Here is a 17,923-nt window from a genome sequence, read left to right as displayed (position 1 = left end):
ACCTCTTTCTGCAACTGGCCCGTGAAGGCCCCCGCGCAGACGGGCGGGGGCTTTTCGCTCAGTCGACGCCGTAGATCTTCGCCACGTCATCCAGCATGCGCTCTGCCGCAAGGATGCCGCCAGCCGTGTTCCAGATCACGTCGTCAACGGCATGAACCGAGCCAGCCTGCACCGCCTTCAGGCTCTGCCAGAGCGGATCGCTGGCAATGTCACGCGCAAGCGCGGTGGCCTTTCCGTCACCGGATTCATAGGTGAAATGCACCAGCCGGTCGCCATCCATGTCGGGAATGCTCTCCTTGCCGACCTTAAGCACGAAGCTGTCTTCCTGCTGGAGTTCAGGCCGCGCAATGCCGAGGCGGGCAAGCACATCGCCCGAAAAACTGTCTCTCTGGTAGATGCGGATCTGTCCGGGCATGAAGCGGATGACGGAAAGCGTCTCGTCCTTCTGCGCGCCGAGCGCGTCGGACAGTTCAGCCACACGCTTGTCGAAGGCCGCAAGCACCGCAGCCCCTTCGTCCTTCCTGCCAAGCGCTTCGGCATAGAGTTCGAAATTCTTGCGCCAGTCGCCCCTGAGACGGTTGGAGAGCACGGTGGGTGCAATCGCCGAGAGCTGGTCGTATACGCCCTCATGACGCTGGCGGTTGCCGAGGATCAGGTCCGGCTCCAGCGCTGCGATCTGCTCCAGATTGACCGCACGCTCCTCGCCAAGCGGCTCAACGCCGTCAAGCCGGTCGGCCACATGCGCATACCAGACGGAGCCACGCGCATTGACCGCGCGTCCATTGGCGGCGCCCACCGGTTTGATGCCCAGTGCGAGAACCGCTTCGGTTCCCTCGGTGGTCAGCACCACGATGCGCTGAGGGTTGTCGGGCGTTGTCGTCCTGCCCATGGCATGCTGCACATTGCCGGCCAGAGCGGCTCCGCTCACGGCGGACAGGGCAAGGGTCAAAAGGGGAATAAGCAATCGTTTCATGAAAAATCTCGTCTGAAAATGAGAAAAATCCCCAAAACGGGGAGGGTGGGACGGCCCGTCACTGGCAGGCCGTCCCGGTCTTGATCAACGAAGCCCGTAAAGGCGGGCAAGATCGTCGAGCATCAGGTTCGCGGCCAGAACGCCTCCGGCCGTGTTCCAGATCGTGTCATCCACCTGATGAACCTTGCCCGCTTTCACGGCTGAAAGCGTTTGCCACAGCGGATCGGCCAGCACCTCTTCAGAAAGTCTGGTCGCGTCGCCATCGCCGGGTTCATAGGTGAAGTAGAAAATGCGGTCGCCATCCATGTCCGGAATGCTTTCCTTTCCGGCCTTCAGCATGAAGTTGTCGACATCCTGATTTTCAGGGCGCTGAAAACCGACCCTGTCGAGGATGAAGCCGGAAAAACTGTCCTTCTGGTAGATGCGGATGTGGCCGGGCATGAAGCGGATCACGGAGACTTTCTCGTCCACCGCTTCGCCCAGATCGTTTCTCAGGGACGAGACCTTCGCGTCGAAGTCCTCAAGCACCTTCTCGCCGGCTTCCTGCCGGTTCAGCGCCTTCGCCCAGAGTTCGAAATTCTCGCGCCAGTCGCCGCGCAGGCGCTCCGAAACAACGGTCGGGGCGATGGCGGAAAGCTGCTCGAAAATCCCCTCGTGACGGATCTTGGTGCCCAGAATGAGGTCTGGCTCAAGTGCAGCGATCAGTTCCAGATTGACGGCGCTCTCCTTGCCAACCGGCTCCACGCCCTCCATCTGGTCCGCGATATGGGTATACCAGGGATCGCCATTCCAGGAATTCGCCGCGCCCACGGGTTTCACGCCCAGCGCCAGCAGGGCTTCCGTGCCTTCATTGGTCAGCACGATCACGCGCTGCGGAGCGTCGGGCACCGTGGCCGTTCCCATAGCGTGCTCGATCCCGGCAGCGCCCGCCGCCGTCGTGAACAACGCCATCAGCATGGCCGGTAAGAGGGGAAGGACGCGCATGATCTGTCTCCTGATTTGACGCGGTGGCTGTCTTGCCGGCACGACCAACAAATCTTGCGTTAAAATGTCAAGTTTGAAGTTGACATTATTAGTCAATTTCTGGGATGCAGCGGGCACGAAAGAGAGACGGATGCCGCGCTATCTTCCACACGCCATATTGATTGCGGTGATTGCCCTTCTGGCGATCATCAGCCTGCATGTGGGTATTCGCTTCACACCCAGCGCAGAGGTCTGGCGCGCCCTGAGCCAGGGCGGGGACGATCAGGCCGCGCTGATCGTCAACACGCTGCGTGTCCCGCGCACGGCTGTGGCGCTCATTGTGGGAGGGGCGCTCGGTCTTGCCGGTCTTCTGCTTCAGACGGCGACCCGCAATCCGCTGGCCGAACCCGGTCTTCTGGGCATCAATGCAGGGGCTGGCTTTGCCGTCGTGCTCTTGGTCGTCTTCACCGGCACGGGATCACTCTCCCTCATTGCGCTCGCGGCCTGCCTTGGCGCGCTTTTATGCGCGCTTCTCGTCTTCTCGCTTGCCTTCTCGGCGGGGGGCATTTCCTCGCCTTCCTATCTGCTTCTGGCGGGTGTCACCATCGCCGCCCTTCTGTCATCCGGCATCCAGATCGTCATCGTTGCCGATGAACGCACCATGGAAGAGCTGATCTTCTGGCTTTCCGGCGGTTTCGCTGACCGGGACGCGGAGCTTCTCTATCTGGCGGCTCCGGTGGTCGTTCTGGTGGCGGTGGCATGCCGTTTCCTCGCCCCGACGCTCGACGCGCTCATGACCGACGATACGACTGCCGAGGCGCTGGGCGTGCCGGTTCTGAAAGTGCGCATGACGGTGCTTGTTCTTGCGGCCATCCTTGCCGGTGTCAGTGTTTCGGTTGCCGGGCCGGTCGCCTTCATCGGTCTTGCCGCGCCACATCTGGCGCGGCTCAGCGGCTTTCCGGGGCACCGGCAGCTCGTGCCGCTCTCGCTTCTTGCCGGGTCGGCGCTGGCGCTCGCCGCCGACATTGCGGCCCGTTTCATCATCTATCCGTCAGAAGCGCCGGTTGGCGTTCTTCTGGCCGTGGTCGGCGTGCCGATGCTGCTTTATCTCCTTCAGCGCAAACGGCTCGGAGCCGCAGCATGACGGCAGCCTCTTTCGCGCAGCGTCCGCATTCTGTCCGCTCGCGCATCCCGGCGCGCGTGGCCATCCTTGTCGCCTGCGCCACCGTCTTATGCGCGCTTGCACTTGCAAGCGTTGCGCTTGGCAGTTCGGGCATGTCGTTGCAGCGTGTCCTGTCCGCCATCCTTGGCACGGGAGAGCGCAGCGACACCATCATCATCTGGTCGCTGCGCATGCCGCGCCTCGCCATGGCCGGGTTGAGCGGCCTGGCGCTGGCGCTGGCTGGCTTCGCGCTTCAGCGCGCCACGCGCAATCCGCTCGCCTCACCGTCGGTTCTCGGCATTGTCGATGGCGCTGCCCTTGGCGTGGTGGTGTTTCTCTTCCTCTTCAGCAATGACGCGAATGCGCTCACTGTCAGCATTCAGTGGCAGCCGCTGGCGGCGGTGCTGGGCGCGCTCGGCTTCGCAGGACTTGTCATCCTGCTTGCCGCGCGCACCGGAGCGCCGCCCCTGCGGGTCATTCTCTACGGCGTCGCGCTGGGTGCTCTGGCCAAGGCCGGCGTCACGCTCTTCATTGTTGATGGCCCGGTGCATCGCGCGAGCCAGGCCGCCATGTGGCTTGCCGGTTCCGTCTATCAGGCGCGCTGGGCCGATGTTCAGGTGCTGGCCATCGTGCTTGGCGTTCTGGTCCCGCTTGTCTTTCTGCTCACCCGTCGCATGGACCAGCTCCAGCTTGATGAACTGAGCGCGCAGGCCACGGGCCTTCCCGTCCGCGCCACCCAGTTGATGCTCTTTGCGCTCGCCGCCACCCTCACAGCCGCCGCCGTCTCCTTTGCCGGAGCCATCGGTTTCGTCGGTCTCGTCGCGCCTCATGCCGCGCGGCTCATGCTCGGGGGCAGGGCGGGCGTGCAGGCGCTTGGCGCGGCGCTCATCGGCGCGGCCATCGTCATCGCGGCCGATCTCGCGGTGCGGGTGTTCTTCGCGCCGCTTGAAGTGCCCGCCGGCGCGGTCACCGCCGTGATCGGTGCGCCATACTTCCTTTTCATTCTGATCCGTGCAGGACGCGTTCATGCTTAAAGGCCATTCGGCAGACCAGTGCGAAATCGAACTGCGCGCCGCAGCGCTCGGCTATCCGGGAAAGCTCGTCTTCGATGCGCTCGATCTTTCAATCCGTCCGGGGCGTCTCACCGCTTTGTGCGGGCCGAATGGCTGTGGCAAGTCCACGGCCCTGCGCGCCATGCGGGCCATGCTGCCCACGCAGGCCGGTTCCGTGCTGTTGCGCGACACCCCGCTCTCGCAGATCCCGGCCAAGGCGCTTGCGCGTGAGATCGCCATGCTCACGCAAAGCCCCACCGCACCCGACGAAATGTCGGTCGAGCAACTGGTCTCTCTTGGCCGCTACGCCCACCGCCGGGCGTTCGCGCCCGATGCCCGCGCCGACCGCGAGGCCGTCGCCGCCGCGCTCGCCCAAACGAATCTCGCCGAGCTTGCCCATCGCGCCATCGGCACGCTCTCGGGCGGCCAGCTTCAGCGCGTCTGGATCGCCATGGTTCTGGCGCAGGCAGCACCCGTCATCCTGCTCGACGAGCCCACCAATCATCTCGACATCGCCCATGCGCTGGAAGTGCTGTCGCTTGTGCAGCGCCTCGGCGCGCAGGAGGGCAAGACCGTGGTGGTCGTGCTCCACGATCTCAATCTGGCCGCGCGCTTTGCCGATGACATCGTGTTCTTCCGTGCGGGCCAGGTCGCCGGCTGCGGGCCGGTGGAAGCGGTTTTCCATCAGGAGCTGATCGAGGACGTGTTCGGCATCGAATGCATCGTCCGCCGTGAAGAAGCGTCGGGCCGCCCCTTCTGCGTCCCGCTCGCAGCCTGTCCGGCCCGTCGCGGCCGCCTCGTGCAGGACTAAAGCGCCGAGCGTCCGTACGGTCCGATGCTCTACACTGTCCTTGGGGCATCGGAGTGGCCGAAAACCGGTCCCCACTTTTCGCTCCGACGCGCCGCAATTTTCACAAAACCGTCTGTTCTTGCGTTCCGCATGGTTAGCGAAGTCTTAGCCTGGGCGTTAACGAATGAGCCGGTCACACAGAGCCCAAACCCCGACACCGTGCGGGTTTGCGATGCTTAACAAAATCAGGCGTTTACTGAAAATTTGAACTTTGTTTTCTTCAAATTAAGCACAAGATTTAACGGCGATTTCAGCCGCTCCCTGCATTCTCGGAAGCATCGAAGGGCTAGCCCAGACGGGCAAAAACAAAAGGCTCTCGGGAGAAAAACAGGGATCTTGGATTATGGCACGTTATGACGTTCAGGAAGCAGGCTTCGGTACGGCTGGTTCGTCCACCCAGGCGGACGTGCTGTTTCAACTGGGAATGATGTATGCGACCGGCCGCGATTGTGCTGTCGATCTGGTGGCCGCGCACAAATGGTTCAACATTGCGGCCATCAAGGGTTCTGGACGCGCCGCTGCGCTGCGCTCGGAACTGGCCGCAAGCATGAGCAAGCCGGAACTCGCCAAGGCGCTGCGCGATGCGCGCGAATGGATGACGATGCACTGATAACGGGGGGCGGAACGCCCGGGAACTGATAGCGAGGGCGGAACGCCCGGGGCCGGACGCAGATCCACCGGTTCCCGGGCGCCTTATTCTCCTGTTCAGGAGCTAACCCTAATCGGCGTCCTGGAAGCGGACAAGCATCGCGCCGTCATTCACCTGCGCCCCCTCGGTCGCAATCTCTGCGACCACGCCGTCATGAGGCGCGGTGATGGTGTGCTCCATCTTCATGGCTTCAAGCACCAGAAGCGGCTGACCTTTCTTCACCGTGTCGTTCACCGCTGCCCGGACGACCTTCACAAGGCCGGGCATGGGCGCGCTCAGCCTGTCACCGCCGGCACTCTCGTCGGCAGCCTGAAGGCGATCCGGCACCTTTAACGTCAGCGCATCCGCGCCCTCAAAAACCGTGACATGCCCCGGCCAGCGCGCGATGCGCGTCGGATCATCCCGACGCACGATGATCGGTCGCGCCGCCTCGTCGTCGCCGAGACGAATGCTCAACGCGCCATCCCCCTGCGCCGTCACCCGCGCCTCCACCGCATCCTCGCCATCCACCAGTGTCCGCCTGTGAACGAGCGGCCCAAAATGCCCATAACCCGAGATTGCCGAAAACGGGTCTGAGGCATCGGCGCCCGTGGCCGTCCCGCTTGTGGCGGCAACGGCAACGGCGAGATGGCGGTCCCGCAGTGGCGCGACCGTGGTCAGCGCTTCCTGCTTGCGCGCGATCAGCCCCGTTTCCAGCCGGCCGGCCGCAAAATCGTCGTCGCGCAACAATCGGGTCAGAAAGCCGAGATTGACCGTTGATCCGGCAACCTCCGTGCGTTCCAGCGCATTCGCCAGCCCCTCCAGCGCTTCCTCGCGGGTCGGGGCATGCACGATCAGCTTGGCAATCATCGGATCGTAGAACGGGGTGATGGCGTCGCGTTCGGCAACACCGGCATCCACGCGCAGGCGCGCGCCATCGACATGCTCGGGAAACTTCAGATGATGCAGCGTTCCGGTAGCCGGCAGGAAGTCCCGCGTGGCGTCTTCCGCATAAAGCCGCGCCTCCACCGCATGGCCATGGGCGGCGATCTCGTCCTGCGTGCGGGGCAGGGGCTCGCCGGCGGCCACCCGCAACTGCCACTCCACCAGATCAATGCCGGTGATCATCTCGGTCACGGGATGCTCCACCTGCAGGCGCGTGTTCATTTCCATGAACCAGAACCGGTCGGGCCGAAGCCCCTCGGACGCATCCACGATGAATTCGATCGTGCCCGCTCCGCTATAGGAGATGGCCTTTGCCGCCTTCACCGCAGCATCCGTCATGGCTTCACGCGTCAGCGCATCCATGCCGGGCGCGGGCGCTTCCTCGATCACCTTCTGGTGACGGCGCTGGGCAGAGCAGTCACGCTCGAACAGATGCACCGCATTGCCATGCTTGTCGCCAAAGACCTGCACTTCGATATGGCGCGGCGTCTCGATGTATTTCTCCACCAGAACGCGCTCGTCGCCAAAGGCGGCCTTTGCTTCGCGTTGCGCAGCCGCGAGCGCATCGGGAAACGCATCCGGGTCCGCGACCAGGCGCATGCCCTTGCCGCCACCGCCGGCCCGCGCCTTGATCAGCACCGGATAGCCGATCTCGTTTGCCTTGGAGGCGAGCGCCACCAGCGCCTGCGTGTCTCCGTGATAGCCGGGCACCACCGGCACGCCCGCCTTTTCCATCAGGCGCTTGGCGGCGTCCTTGAGCCCCATGGCGCGAATGGCCTGCGACGAAGGCCCGATGAAGACAAGGCCCGCTGCTTCCACCTTTTCCACGAAATCCGGGTTTTCGGAGAGAAATCCGTAGCCGGGATGGATCGCCTCTGCACCGGTTTCCTGCGCCGCCGCAATGATCCGGTCCCCGTTGAGGTAGCTTTCAGAAGCTGCAGCCGGGCCGATATGGACGGCCTGATCCGCCATGCGCACATGCCGGGCATCCCGGTCCGCGTCCGAATAGACCGCGACCGTGGCAATGCCCATTTGCCGCGCGGTCTTGATCACCCGCACGGCGATCTCGCCGCGGTTTGCAATCAGGATTTTCTGAAACATGCGAACCGATCCTCCTACAAAGCTGCCAGAGCATAACGCCTGTCGCACGGGCTTGCAGCGAAGAATCGGTCACTGGCGCTGTTTTTTGGATGCATAAGCAAACACCGTTCCGGGAGCCACGCTGAACTGTCCTGCTGCGCTTGTCCGAGAGACCGCATCAACAGGTCTTCTCTCCGTTTGTGTCCGGAAAGACAAAGTGATTTCAGTGCCTTAATCCGTAACCTCTTCGATTTCGATACCGTAACCATACCCTTCCAGCACTGCTCAAGCGGTATCCGTTCCGTCTATTTTTTTCCTGTGTCTAGGCCCCGAGTACGCGTCGGTTCGTTCCAAGTACTTCGCATCGTCAACAAAGTCCCAGCCAGGAGCACTGGTTGCGGGCGCGATACACATAGGCTGGTTCCCGAATGGTCATGCAAGAACTCGAATGTGGTCATCCCTCGTGCGGTAACGCTGACGGCAACGATATTTTTGCGCTGAACATCAGTGGTTTGAGCGTCGCGCCCAAAGGCAGCGCATCGCCGTCGCCTGGTCTGCCCTGCGCAGTCATCAAGACGGAAATCAAGAATGACTGAGGCGGGGCGTCGAATGCCCACCATCAGTGCCCGAACAAAAATGAGAAGCAAGGCGGTGTCGCGAGAGCCGGTTGGTCAGCCGCGCCAGCACCCGCCGGGGAGAAACCCCGATTTGCTCGGAGGCGTGAAAACGGCGCGATCCGTTGAATTCGTCAGCAGACAACAAATGGAAATTTCATGATGGAACGTTCACGACCCCGCTTTCTGCTCGCGAGCAGTATCATATCAATTTCTGCCGCCCTTCAGGCAGAGCCGCTTCTGGCTGCAGACATGCAGGGCATCGAGCCGATCCCGGAGCCGCCCATTTTGGCCCGCTCGCCGCTTGGCGGGAGTGGGCGCATTGTCGGTGGTGAGCCCATGGCGGGGACTGTCGGAGGACCGCCCGTCGGTGCCCCCGGTGATGGCGGCGTGGTTTACAAGGGCGATGACGGGTTGCCGCCTCTTATGGAAATGAACGATGCCTGTGGCGGGCTTCCATGTCCGGCTACCGTCCGTGGCAAGATGCTCGACAATAGCGGGTCGGGCACGCTCCGGATCGGCGAGAACACCGAACTGGCCCAGCCCGGCGATCAGCCCTCCATCCCCTTTGTCATCTCCGTGGATGGCCAGGTTGTTGATGAGAGCGGCCAGATCGTTGACGAGGGCATGTTCGGCGTATCGCCGGGCGCACGCCCGGTCGACAAACAGCGCAAGACCGATCTGGATCTGAGCTCCGTCGATATCCAGATCAAGTTCGACGGGCTCGATGTCGAGCCGCTGCTCAACGTCTCGACAGTGCCGGTCCAGCGCATATTCCGTGCTGGCGAGCCGGTGCGTTTCTACGCGACGTCCAACTATCCCACCTTCATCACCCGGTCCGAAGTGCGCATCTATGAGAACAATGTCGCCTGGCAGAACAAGCCGGTTGCGGTGGTGCCCATCAATGTGAACGGGGAGGCTGGCTGGGTGATGCCGGCCCAGAGCGGGCGTGAATTCCGCTATGTGCTGCGCGTCTACGACGCCAAAGGCCGCTTCGATGAAACGGTTCCGATGACCTTCGCAAGCACGCGCGGCGAGTTCATGTCCGACTCCGGCAATGGCGTCGCGCCGGGCAATTCAGAAGATCGAACCGCATTCCGCAACATTCCCGTCTATGGCGGGGCCGTCACGGTCCACGGATCGCGCGTTCCCGAAGGATACGGGATTGTGGTTTTCGATGAGCTGGTCCCGCTCGATCCCAAGGGCACTTTCGTGACCCAGCGTATTCTCCCGCCGGGGCAGCACATGGTCGACGTGGCCGTCGATGGCGGCTCCAAGGCAGGTGGTCTCTATTTCAGCCGCGACGTCAACATTCCCACAAATGACTGGTTCTACGTCGCTCTGGCCGATTTCACCGTCGGCAAACGCAGCGGCGATCCGCGCATTGAAGAGGTGCGTACGGGCGAATACGACAAGGTGTGGAACTCCGGCAGGCTGGCCTTCTACCTGCGCGGAAAGATCAAGGGCAAGTTCCTGCTCACCGCGGCGGCAGACACCGGCGAAAACGAGATCAAGAACCTTTTCAAGGATCTCGATGCCCGCGACCCGAGAGAGCTTCTCCGGCGCATCGACCCGGACAAGTACTATCCGGTCTATGGCGATGACTCCACCTCGGTGGAAGACGCGCCGACCAACGGAAAATTCTATGTCCGTCTTGAGCGCGGCGAGAGCCACGTCATGTGGGGCAATTACAAGACCAAGATATCCGGAACGCGCTTTCTCCAGGTCGACCGAGGTCTTTACGGCGCGGAAATGGTGCTGCGTTCGCCGGGCAACAATGCAAGGGGCGAGCCCAAATTCAAGGCCACCGCCTTCGCCGCAAAGCCCGAGACACTGCCACAGCGCGACGAATTTCTCGGCACCGGTGGCTCCGCCTATTTCCTGAAGCGGCAGCGGATCGTCGATGGTTCCGAAACGCTGCACATCGAGTATCGCGACAAGACCACGGGGCGCGTTGTCGAGCGTCGTGCGCTGGTCTATGGCGAGGACTACACGATCGATTATCTGCAGGGCGTGGTGATCCTTGATGCGCCGCTCAACTCCGGCACGGTCGACGGCGGCGCGGTCCGCGATGGGGCGCTTGGCGGCCATTCGGCCTATATGGTGGCCCAGTATGAATATCGCTCCAGGGCGAGCGAGATGGAAAACTATGTCTATGGCGGCCGCGCCGAGACATGGCTCAAGAACCATGTGCGCCTCGGTGCGACCGGCCTGCGGGACGAGACGGGCCTGTCGGACCAGACCGCTTATGGCGGCGACATTCGCGTGCAGCGTTCCGAGAATACCTATATCGATGCGGAAATCGCCTATTCGAAAGGGCCGGGCTTCGGTCTTACCCGCTCTACCGATGGCGGTCTCACTCTTGCGGATCGCGAAACCGCCGGTCAGACGGGACAGGCAGCCAAGGCATGGAGCATTCGCGGACAGGCGGACTTAAAGGATTTCCGCGTGTTTGGCACGCCCGGCAAGATCGGCGGCTACTATGAGAAGAAGGAGGCCGGCTTCACCAGCGTCACCGATCAGGTGGATGTGGAAGAGCGGATCTGGGGCGCGCATGCCGAAATTCCGCTGACCGCGAACATGGAGTTAAAACTCTCCTACGACGATTACAGGAACGTCGAGGGGCGCGAGAGCAAGGAAGCCGAGTTCGAAGTCAGCTACACATTCGACGCATACTGGAAGGCTGCGTTTGGTGTCGCATACTCAGAACTTCATTCGCCGGCAGCGGTCGCCGCAGGCAAATCCGGATATAGCGGTCGGCGGCTGGATGCCGGTATGCGCGTCGATTATCGCCAGAACGACGATTATCTCTATTACGGCTTTGCCCAGGCGACCTTCGATCGCGGCGGCAATATGAGCAAGAATGACCGCTATGGTGTTGGCGCGGAAGTTCGTCTGACCGAGAAAGTGGGTGCAGAGGGCGAGGTGTCCTGGGGTGAGTCCGGTATCGGCGGTCTCGCTGCCGTTACCTACGATCCGACGCCCGAGGATCATTATTACCTCGGTTATCGCCTCGATCCGGATCGCGCCTCGAATGGCAACTACGGCTACGATCTGCAGGGCAGGGACTATGGCGCAGTGGTTGCCGGCGTGAAGAAGCGCATGACCGATGTTGTCTCGGCCTATTCCGAAGCGGATTACGATCTGTTCGGCCGGCGTAATGCTCTGGCTCAGCGCTATGGCGTGATCTATACGCCCGATGCAGCCTGGACCGTCGATGCCGGTGTTGAAGCAGGCAATATCGAAGATGATCGCATCAATCCGAACACCGGCAAACAGTATTCCGATTTCGAGCGCTATGCCGGTTCCGTCAGCGTCGGCTTCAAGGATGAAGAACTGGGCGTCAATGCCCGTGCGCGTGGTGAAGCGCGCTTCGAGCGTTCAGACGATGAAAGCCGCAACCGCAACACCTATCTGGTCAGCGCGGGTGCTTCCATGGACCATGACGGTTATGGACGGGTCCTTGGCAATGTGGATGCCGTCATCTCGCAGACGCCGGGTGGAACCTATTACAATGGCGATTATGTCGAAGGCTCGCTGGGCTACGCCTACCGACCGGTCGATCATGACGCGCTCAATGCTCTGGTGCGTTACACCTATCTCTACAATCTGCCGGGCAATGAGCAGATCAGCACCGCGTCACGCTCGACAAATGGCCCGCTTCAGAGAAGCCATATCGTCTCTGCCGACGTCACCTATGATCTTCTTCCATGGCTTTCGGTGGGTGGTAAATACGGTATGCGTATGGGCGAAATTCGCCAGAGGCGCACCGATGGCAGCAATGCGATGGGAAGCTGGGAACAGTCTTCCGCCCATCTTGGCATCGTCAGGGCCGACCTGCACGTGGTCAAGAACTGGGACGCCATGGTGGAGGGCAGGGCCTTCTACCTGCCGGAGATCGAGTCGATGGATTACGGCGCACTCGCAGCCCTCTACCGCCACGTCGGCAACAATTTCAAGGTCGGAGCGGGCTACAATTTCGGGCGCTTCTCGGACGATCTGCGCGATCTCACGCTTGATGATCGCGGCGCCTTCCTGAACATGGTTGGCAAGTTCTGAGGCCCGAGGCGGGCGCCGCTTGAGGGGGCGGCGCCCACCACCTGTTTTCGCAAGCGTATGGCGCGGGTCGTCATTTCGACAAACTTGCCCGTGAAACAGACCCGTCTTGCATTTCCGCCAGAACGCCATGGCCGGCGCTCTGGCGGTCTGCTAGAGCAATTCCAGGAAAATTGGGATCCGGTTTTCCGTCCGGAATTGCGCAGAAACAATGAATTAGAGCGCTTCCGTGATTCGACGAAAAGCGGAAGCGCTCTATTCCAGCCGCAACGTGGTGTGCGGTCAGAAATGCGTGTCGGGGGTGTCCGGTTTGAGCAAGCTTGTTCGGGGTGTTGTCCTGGCGGTGGCGGTGGTGCTGCCGTCCGTTGCGTTGGCCGGGTGGAAGCCCGTCGAACAGGTGGAACCCTACAAAATCACCGGTTCCACCGCGCTGGATCTCTACCGTTCTATCGGCGAGCGTGGTCCCAAGCTGGGCGTGCGACGCGTGATTGCCTATACGGATTTCAGGCTGACCTGGCAGCGCGATTATCAGCAGCGTAAGGACGGAGCCTGCGTGCTGGCTTCCGCAAAGCCCAAGCTCATCATCACCTATCGCCTGCCGCAGGCGCCTTCTTCCCTTTCACCGCAGACGCAGGCCGCCTGGGATCGCTTCAGTGCGGGCGTGCGCACGCATGAAGAAATGCATGGCGAGATCATCACCGACATGGTGAAGGAGATCCAGGCCGTGTCTGTCGGTCTGCGCGCGGAGAATGATCCCGGCTGCCGCAAGGTGCGCGCAAAACTGCAAGAGCATCTGGGCCGTTTGTCGCAGGCGCAGCGTCAGCGCAGCCGCGATTTCGACCGCGTCGAAATGGGCGATGGCGGCAATGTCCACCGTCTGGTGATGGAGTTCATCAATGGTGACAGGCAGCGCAGCAACTGATCGCCGCACTGCCTTCCTACATTCTGAAAACGCCGAATTTCGTGTCGCCAATCGGAGCGTTCAGCGCCGATCCGAGCGAAAGCGCCAGAACCTCGCGGGTTTTGGCCGGATCCACGATGCCGTCATCCCAAAGCCGTGCGCTCGAATAGAGCGGGTGGCCCTCACGCTCGTATTTTTCAAGGATCGGCTGGCGAAACGCTACCTCTTCTTCCGCGCTCCAGCTTCCGCCCTTGCGCTCGATGCCTTCGCGCTTGACGATTGAGAGAACCGTCGCCGCCTGTTCGCCACCCATCACGGAAATGCGGGCATTGGGCCACATCCACAGGAAGCGGGGCGAGTAGGCGCGGCCGCACATGCCGTAATTGCCGGCCCCAAAGGAACCGCCGATAATGGCCGTCACCTTGGGGACCTGCGCGGTGGCCACGGCGGTCACCAGTTTCGCGCCATCACGGGCGATGCCGCCGGCCTCATATTTGCGGCCGACCATGAAGCCGGTGATGTTCTGGAGGAAGACGAGCGGGATCTTTCGCTGGCAGCACAGCTCGATGAAATGCGCGCCTTTCAGCGCACTTTCGGAGAAAAGCACCCCGTTATTTGCCAGAATGCCTACCGGAATTCCGTAAATATGCGCAAACCCGGTGACGAGCGTGGTTCCGTAATTGGCCTTGAACTCATCGAACTCCGACCCGTCCACCACCCGCGCGATCACCTCGCGCACATCATAGGGCTGGCGGGTGTCGGCGGGAATGATGCCGTAAATCTCGCGCGGGTCGTAAAGCGGCGGAATCGATTTGCGAAGATCGAGCGATACCGTCTTCTTTCGATTCAGGTTTTTGACGATGCGCCGCACGATGGCCAGTGCGTGTTCATCGTCCAGCGCATAGTGATCGGCAACGCCGGATTCGCGCGTGTGCACCTCCGCGCCGCCCAGTTCTTCGGCGGTCACCACTTCGCCGGTGGCCGCCTTCACCAGCGGCGGGCCGCCGAGGAAGATCGTTGCCTGTCCCTTGACCATGATGGTCTCGTCGCTCATCGCGGGAACATAGGCGCCGCCGGCGGTGCAGGAGCCCATCACGCAGGCAATCTGGGGAATGCCCTTTGCCGACATGTTGGCCTGGTTGAAGAAGATGCGGCCGAAATGCTCGCGGTCGGGAAACACTTCGTCCTGGTTCGGCAAATTGGCCCCGCCCGAATCCACCAGATAGACGCAGGGCAGATTGTTTTCGAGCGCGATCTCCTGCGCGCGCAGATGCTTCTTCACCGTCAGCGGATAATAGGTGCCGCCCTTCACGGTGGCGTCATTGACGACGATGACGCATTCGCGACCCTCAATGCGCCCGACGCCGGCGATCAGGCCAGCCGAAGCGATGTCGCCGCCATACATGTCGTGGGCCGCGAACTGGCCGATTTCGAGAAAGGGCGCGCCGACATCGAGCAATTGGGCGAGCCGTTCGCGCGGCAGAAGCTTGCCGCGCTTCACATGGCGTTCGCGCGCCTCGTCAGACCCGCCACGCTCCACGAGCGCGGCTTTCTCTGCCGTTTCGGCCACCAGCGCCTGCATGCGTTCGAAATTGGCCCTGTATGCGTCGGAGGCGGTGGAAAGCTGCGATTGAAGGACGGTCATGCGATCTCCGGCGGCATTGTCGGGCGCAAGGCCCTTTGGTGGTCAATTTGCGCAAACGAATTGAGCGTCAGGTAAGCGCATCATGTCTGCCCGGCGCAACGGATAGAAGAGCACCGGCCAGAAAATCCTGCAGAAAATCTTGCAGAGAAGCGGGCAGGGCGGTCTGCAAGGCCCGCATCAGGCTTCCGTCATCATTTCGCGACCGATCAGCCAGCGCCTGATTTCGCTCGTGCCGGCCCCGATCTCGTAGAGCTTGGCGTCGCGCAGGAGGCGACCGGCGGGGAACTCGTTCACATAGCCATTGCCGCCCAGAAGCTGGATCGCATCGAGCGCCGTCTGCGTCGCTTTCTCGGCTGCGTAGAGAATGCAGCCGGCGGCGTCCTTGCGGGTCGTCTCGCCACGGTCGCAGGCGCTGGCCACCGCATAGACATAGGACCGGCAGGCGTTCATCGTCGTGTACATGTCGGCAAGCTTGCCCTGCACGAGCTGGAACGAGCCGACCGGCTGGCCGAACTGCTGGCGCTCGCGCACATAAGGCGCGGCCACGTCGAGGCAGGCCGCCATGATGCCCACCGGGCCGCCGGCCAGCACCACACGCTCATAGTCGAGCCCCGACATCAGAATGTTGACGCCCTTGCCTTCCTCGCCAAGCATGTTCTCGAAGGGCACTTCCACATCCTCGAACACCAGTTCGCCGGTGTTGGAGCCGCGCATGCCAAGCTTGTCGAGCTTCTGCGCGACCGAGAAGCCTTTCATGTCGCGCTCGATGATGAAGGCGGTGATGCCGCGCGGGCCTGCACCGGGATCGGTCTTGGCGTAGACGACCAGCGTGCCGGCATCCGGGCCGTTGGTGATCCACATTTTCGAGCCGTTGAGCACGAAGCGGTCATTGCGCTTTTCTGCCTTGAGCTTCATGGACACGACATCGGAGCCCGCGCCGGTCTCGGACATGGCGAGCGCGCCCACGGTTTCGCCAGAGCAGAGTGCCGGAAGGTATTTTTCCTTCTGCGCATCATTGCCCCAGCGGCGGAGCTGGTTGACGCAGAGATTGGAATGCGCGCCGTAGGAGAGGCCGACCGAGGCCGAGGCGCGCGAGATTTCCTCCATCGCCACCACATGCGCCAGATAGCCGAGGCCCGAGCCGCCATAATCCGGATCAACGGTCATGCCGAGCAGGCCGAGCGCACCCATTTCCTGCCAGAGATGGGCTGGAAACTCATTGCTTTCGTCGGTTTCCGCCGCCAGTGGCGCTATCTTTTCCTGAGCGAAGCGATGCGTCATGTCGCGCAGCGCGTCGATGTCCTCGCCAAGCCCGAAATTCATCGATCCGGTATACATCGGTCTCCTCCGGTCAAGCCTCCGCGCCCACAAGGCGCATGGTCATGGTGTGATAGTTAGCGGCAACTTCGTCTTCGGAAAGCCGCAGCTCCGGGCGAAACCAGACGATCACACCGGTGATCATCTGAATGATCGCCATCGCCGTCAGCGCCACATCGTCGATCTGGAAAACGCCTTCGCGCTGGCCATCGGTCAGGATGGAGCGCAATTCGCCCTCATACTGGCTGCGCAGCGCAAGGATCTGCTCGAGCCGCTCGCTGGAAAGGCTGCGCAGCTCCAGATTGCTCACATGGGTCGCGTTGCGCCGCGCCAGGTGAAAGCGGATGTGGTTTTCAACGAATTTAGCGAGGCGTCCTGCCGGCTTCTCTTTGTCGGAGCCATGTGCAGGACGCGCTTCCCCCCAGGAAGCGATAAGGCGCTCCATATGCTCGAGCATGAGTGCATGGAGCAATGCTTCTTTAGTCGTAAAGTATCGGTAGAGAGCGGCCGGCTGCACGCCGACGCTGGCGGCAAGCTGGCGCATGGACATGGCTTCAAAGCCGAGACGCGCAATCAGGTCCAGCGCCGCCTCGCGGATTGCTGCTTCCGTCTTTTCACCGTCTGAGCCGGTCGTGCGCGCCATGGTGCCTCCCTGTGGTATTAATAAAACGAACGTTCAATTAATTCAAGATGGATGTGAATTGATTGGTTACGGACAAAAGGGCGTTTGATCACAGTTCATGCCGTAAGATGGTTTGGCAGTCCCAGCGCGGTGCGTGGTTCGACAAGCTCACCATGAGGGAGGGCGGTGTTTGTCAAATCCGCTGCAACGACCGGGATCTAGGCTCCTGTCGGATACCACTTCCCTCATGGTGAGCTTGTCGAACCACGCACTGGGTCAATGCCATGGACGTGCGTACCATGGCATTCGATGGATTTGCGGCAATCTGAGCAAGCAAACGAGGCCTACGCTAGAGAAACGAAGCCGCCCGGACGGGACAGAAGCAGGTATGCCAATGCGTTGTTACCAGGGTGGGAAACCGGGAAAGCCGTCCCTGTTCTCTGTGCCGTCGCGCCCGGTTCATACGGATGGCTCAGAGCGCGCTCACAACGTCTCTTGTGGTCGCAACCCTGCAGAACTCGAAGCCGAGCGTGGCCACATGCACGCGGTGAACCTCTTCGGCAGGAACGCTCCCGCCCTTGCCATCCGGCAGATCGAAGCAGTCGCAGGCGTCTTCCACCAGCATCATGTTCCAGCCCATATTCGCGCCGGTGCGTATGGTGGTAGACACGCACATATCCGTGGAAATGCCGCAGGTAACCACCGTCTTCGCGCCGAGACGACGCAGGCGCAGGTCGAGATCGGTGCCGATAAAGGCGGAATTGACGCTCTTGGTGACAAGCTGTTCGCCGGGCAGCGGCTCGAAACCCGGCCGCAGGGCGTTGCCGGGCGCGCCGGGGCGCAGCGTGGAAGCCTGCTCGACAGAATCGTGCCGCACATGGATCAGCGGGCGTTTTGCCCTGCGCCAGGCGGCGAGAAGTGCGAGACCATTCCTGTCGACATCGCTGTTCCAGCGCCGGGGCCAGGACGGATCGTCAAATGCCTGCTGATAATCGACAAGCAGAAGAACGGCGTCGTTCAGATCCATCGGTGATCCCTTGCATATCCGGTTGTTGTGCACTTGCCTGTACTGGGTGCCCGCATCAGGCAGATGTAGCAGGCCAATGCTACTGTCG

The 17,923-nt window shown here is 61.9% G+C and carries 14 protein-coding genes; 7 read left to right on the top strand and 7 right to left on the bottom strand.

The window, feature by feature from the left end; all coding sequences use genetic code 11:
- Positions 1-58 precede the first annotated feature (58 nt).
- Both AC4PTT_RS14410 and AC4PTT_RS14405 read right to left on the bottom strand, forming a co-directional pair.
- Complete coding sequence (locus AC4PTT_RS14410) at positions 59-973, bottom strand: ABC transporter substrate-binding protein (RefSeq protein ID WP_297557924.1); 915 nt, start codon at positions 971-973, stop codon at positions 59-61.
- Between the two features lie 84 nt (positions 974-1,057).
- Complete coding sequence (locus tag AC4PTT_RS14405) at positions 1,058-1,957, bottom strand: ABC transporter substrate-binding protein (protein ID WP_492161502.1); 900 nt, start codon at positions 1,955-1,957, stop codon at positions 1,058-1,060.
- A 130-nt stretch (positions 1,958-2,087) separates the two neighbouring features.
- On the opposite strand from AC4PTT_RS14405, the gene AC4PTT_RS14400 reads away from it, so the two are divergent.
- The 4 genes from AC4PTT_RS14400 to AC4PTT_RS14385 all read left to right on the top strand — a co-directional run bounded on the left by AC4PTT_RS14400 (position 2,088) and on the right by AC4PTT_RS14385 (position 5,610).
- Positions 2,088-3,080 carry a FecCD family ABC transporter permease gene (locus AC4PTT_RS14400; RefSeq protein ID WP_113154640.1) on the top strand — a complete coding sequence of 331 codons (993 nt, stop codon included), beginning with the start codon at positions 2,088-2,090 and terminating at the stop codon, positions 3,078-3,080.
- Entirely contained in the window at positions 3,077-4,132 is a 1,056-nt protein-coding gene (locus AC4PTT_RS14395; protein WP_492161501.1) for a FecCD family ABC transporter permease, read from the top strand. Before AC4PTT_RS14400 ends, AC4PTT_RS14395 begins: the two co-directional genes overlap by 4 nt.
- Positions 4,125-4,961 (top strand): ABC transporter ATP-binding protein, encoded by an 837-nt coding sequence (locus AC4PTT_RS14390; RefSeq protein ID WP_492161500.1) that lies wholly within the window; start codon positions 4,125-4,127, stop codon positions 4,959-4,961. The genes AC4PTT_RS14395 and AC4PTT_RS14390 overlap by 8 nt, the downstream gene beginning before the upstream one ends.
- A gap of 382 nt (positions 4,962-5,343) precedes the next feature.
- Positions 5,344-5,610 (top strand): SEL1-like repeat protein, encoded by a 267-nt coding sequence (locus AC4PTT_RS14385; protein ID WP_113154643.1) that lies wholly within the window; start codon positions 5,344-5,346, stop codon positions 5,608-5,610.
- Between the two features lie 108 nt (positions 5,611-5,718).
- On the opposite strand, the gene AC4PTT_RS14380 is transcribed toward AC4PTT_RS14385, so the two are convergent.
- Positions 5,719-7,674 carry an acetyl/propionyl/methylcrotonyl-CoA carboxylase subunit alpha gene (locus AC4PTT_RS14380; RefSeq protein WP_492161499.1) on the bottom strand — a complete coding sequence of 652 codons (1,956 nt, stop codon included), beginning with the start codon at positions 7,672-7,674 and terminating at the stop codon, positions 5,719-5,721.
- 413 nt (positions 7,675-8,087) lie between these two features.
- On the opposite strand from AC4PTT_RS14380, the gene AC4PTT_RS14375 reads away from it, so the two are divergent.
- The 3 genes from AC4PTT_RS14375 to AC4PTT_RS14365 all read left to right on the top strand — a co-directional run bounded on the left by AC4PTT_RS14375 (position 8,088) and on the right by AC4PTT_RS14365 (position 13,245).
- Positions 8,088-8,249: a hypothetical protein gene (locus tag AC4PTT_RS14375; RefSeq protein WP_206545944.1), complete on the top strand. Its 162-nt coding sequence runs from the start codon at positions 8,088-8,090 to the stop codon at positions 8,247-8,249.
- 180 nt (positions 8,250-8,429) lie between these two features.
- Positions 8,430-12,326: a TonB-dependent receptor gene (locus tag AC4PTT_RS14370; RefSeq protein ID WP_492161498.1), complete on the top strand. Its 3,897-nt coding sequence runs from the start codon at positions 8,430-8,432 to the stop codon at positions 12,324-12,326.
- 307 nt (positions 12,327-12,633) lie between these two features.
- Positions 12,634-13,245: a DUF922 domain-containing Zn-dependent protease gene (locus AC4PTT_RS14365; RefSeq protein ID WP_206546035.1), complete on the top strand. Its 612-nt coding sequence runs from the start codon at positions 12,634-12,636 to the stop codon at positions 13,243-13,245.
- A gap of 16 nt (positions 13,246-13,261) precedes the next feature.
- Here AC4PTT_RS14365 and AC4PTT_RS14360 read toward each other — a convergent pair whose 3' ends face one another.
- The 4 genes from AC4PTT_RS14360 to AC4PTT_RS14345 all read right to left on the bottom strand — a co-directional run bounded on the left by AC4PTT_RS14360 (position 13,262) and on the right by AC4PTT_RS14345 (position 17,835).
- Positions 13,262-14,869, bottom strand: coding sequence for a carboxyl transferase domain-containing protein (locus AC4PTT_RS14360; RefSeq protein ID WP_283799337.1), 1,608 nt, complete (start codon positions 14,867-14,869; stop codon positions 13,262-13,264).
- A 177-nt stretch (positions 14,870-15,046) separates the two neighbouring features.
- Positions 15,047-16,207: an isovaleryl-CoA dehydrogenase gene (locus tag AC4PTT_RS14355; RefSeq protein ID WP_492161497.1), complete on the bottom strand. Its 1,161-nt coding sequence runs from the start codon at positions 16,205-16,207 to the stop codon at positions 15,047-15,049.
- Between the two features lie 13 nt (positions 16,208-16,220).
- Positions 16,221-16,829 carry a TetR/AcrR family transcriptional regulator gene (locus tag AC4PTT_RS14350; RefSeq protein WP_206545946.1) on the bottom strand — a complete coding sequence of 203 codons (609 nt, stop codon included), beginning with the start codon at positions 16,827-16,829 and terminating at the stop codon, positions 16,221-16,223.
- A gap of 451 nt (positions 16,830-17,280) precedes the next feature.
- On the bottom strand, positions 17,281-17,835 hold the full coding sequence (locus AC4PTT_RS14345) for a cysteine hydrolase family protein (RefSeq protein WP_420506775.1): 555 nt from the start codon (positions 17,833-17,835) through the stop codon (positions 17,281-17,283).
- Positions 17,836-17,923: the final 88 nt, after the last annotated feature.

The sequence above is a fragment of the Nitratireductor sp. WH36-1 genome (assembly GCF_058725515.1).
The sequence above is the reverse complement of the archived record's forward strand: the minus strand, read 5'-3'. Positions and strand labels throughout refer to the sequence as shown.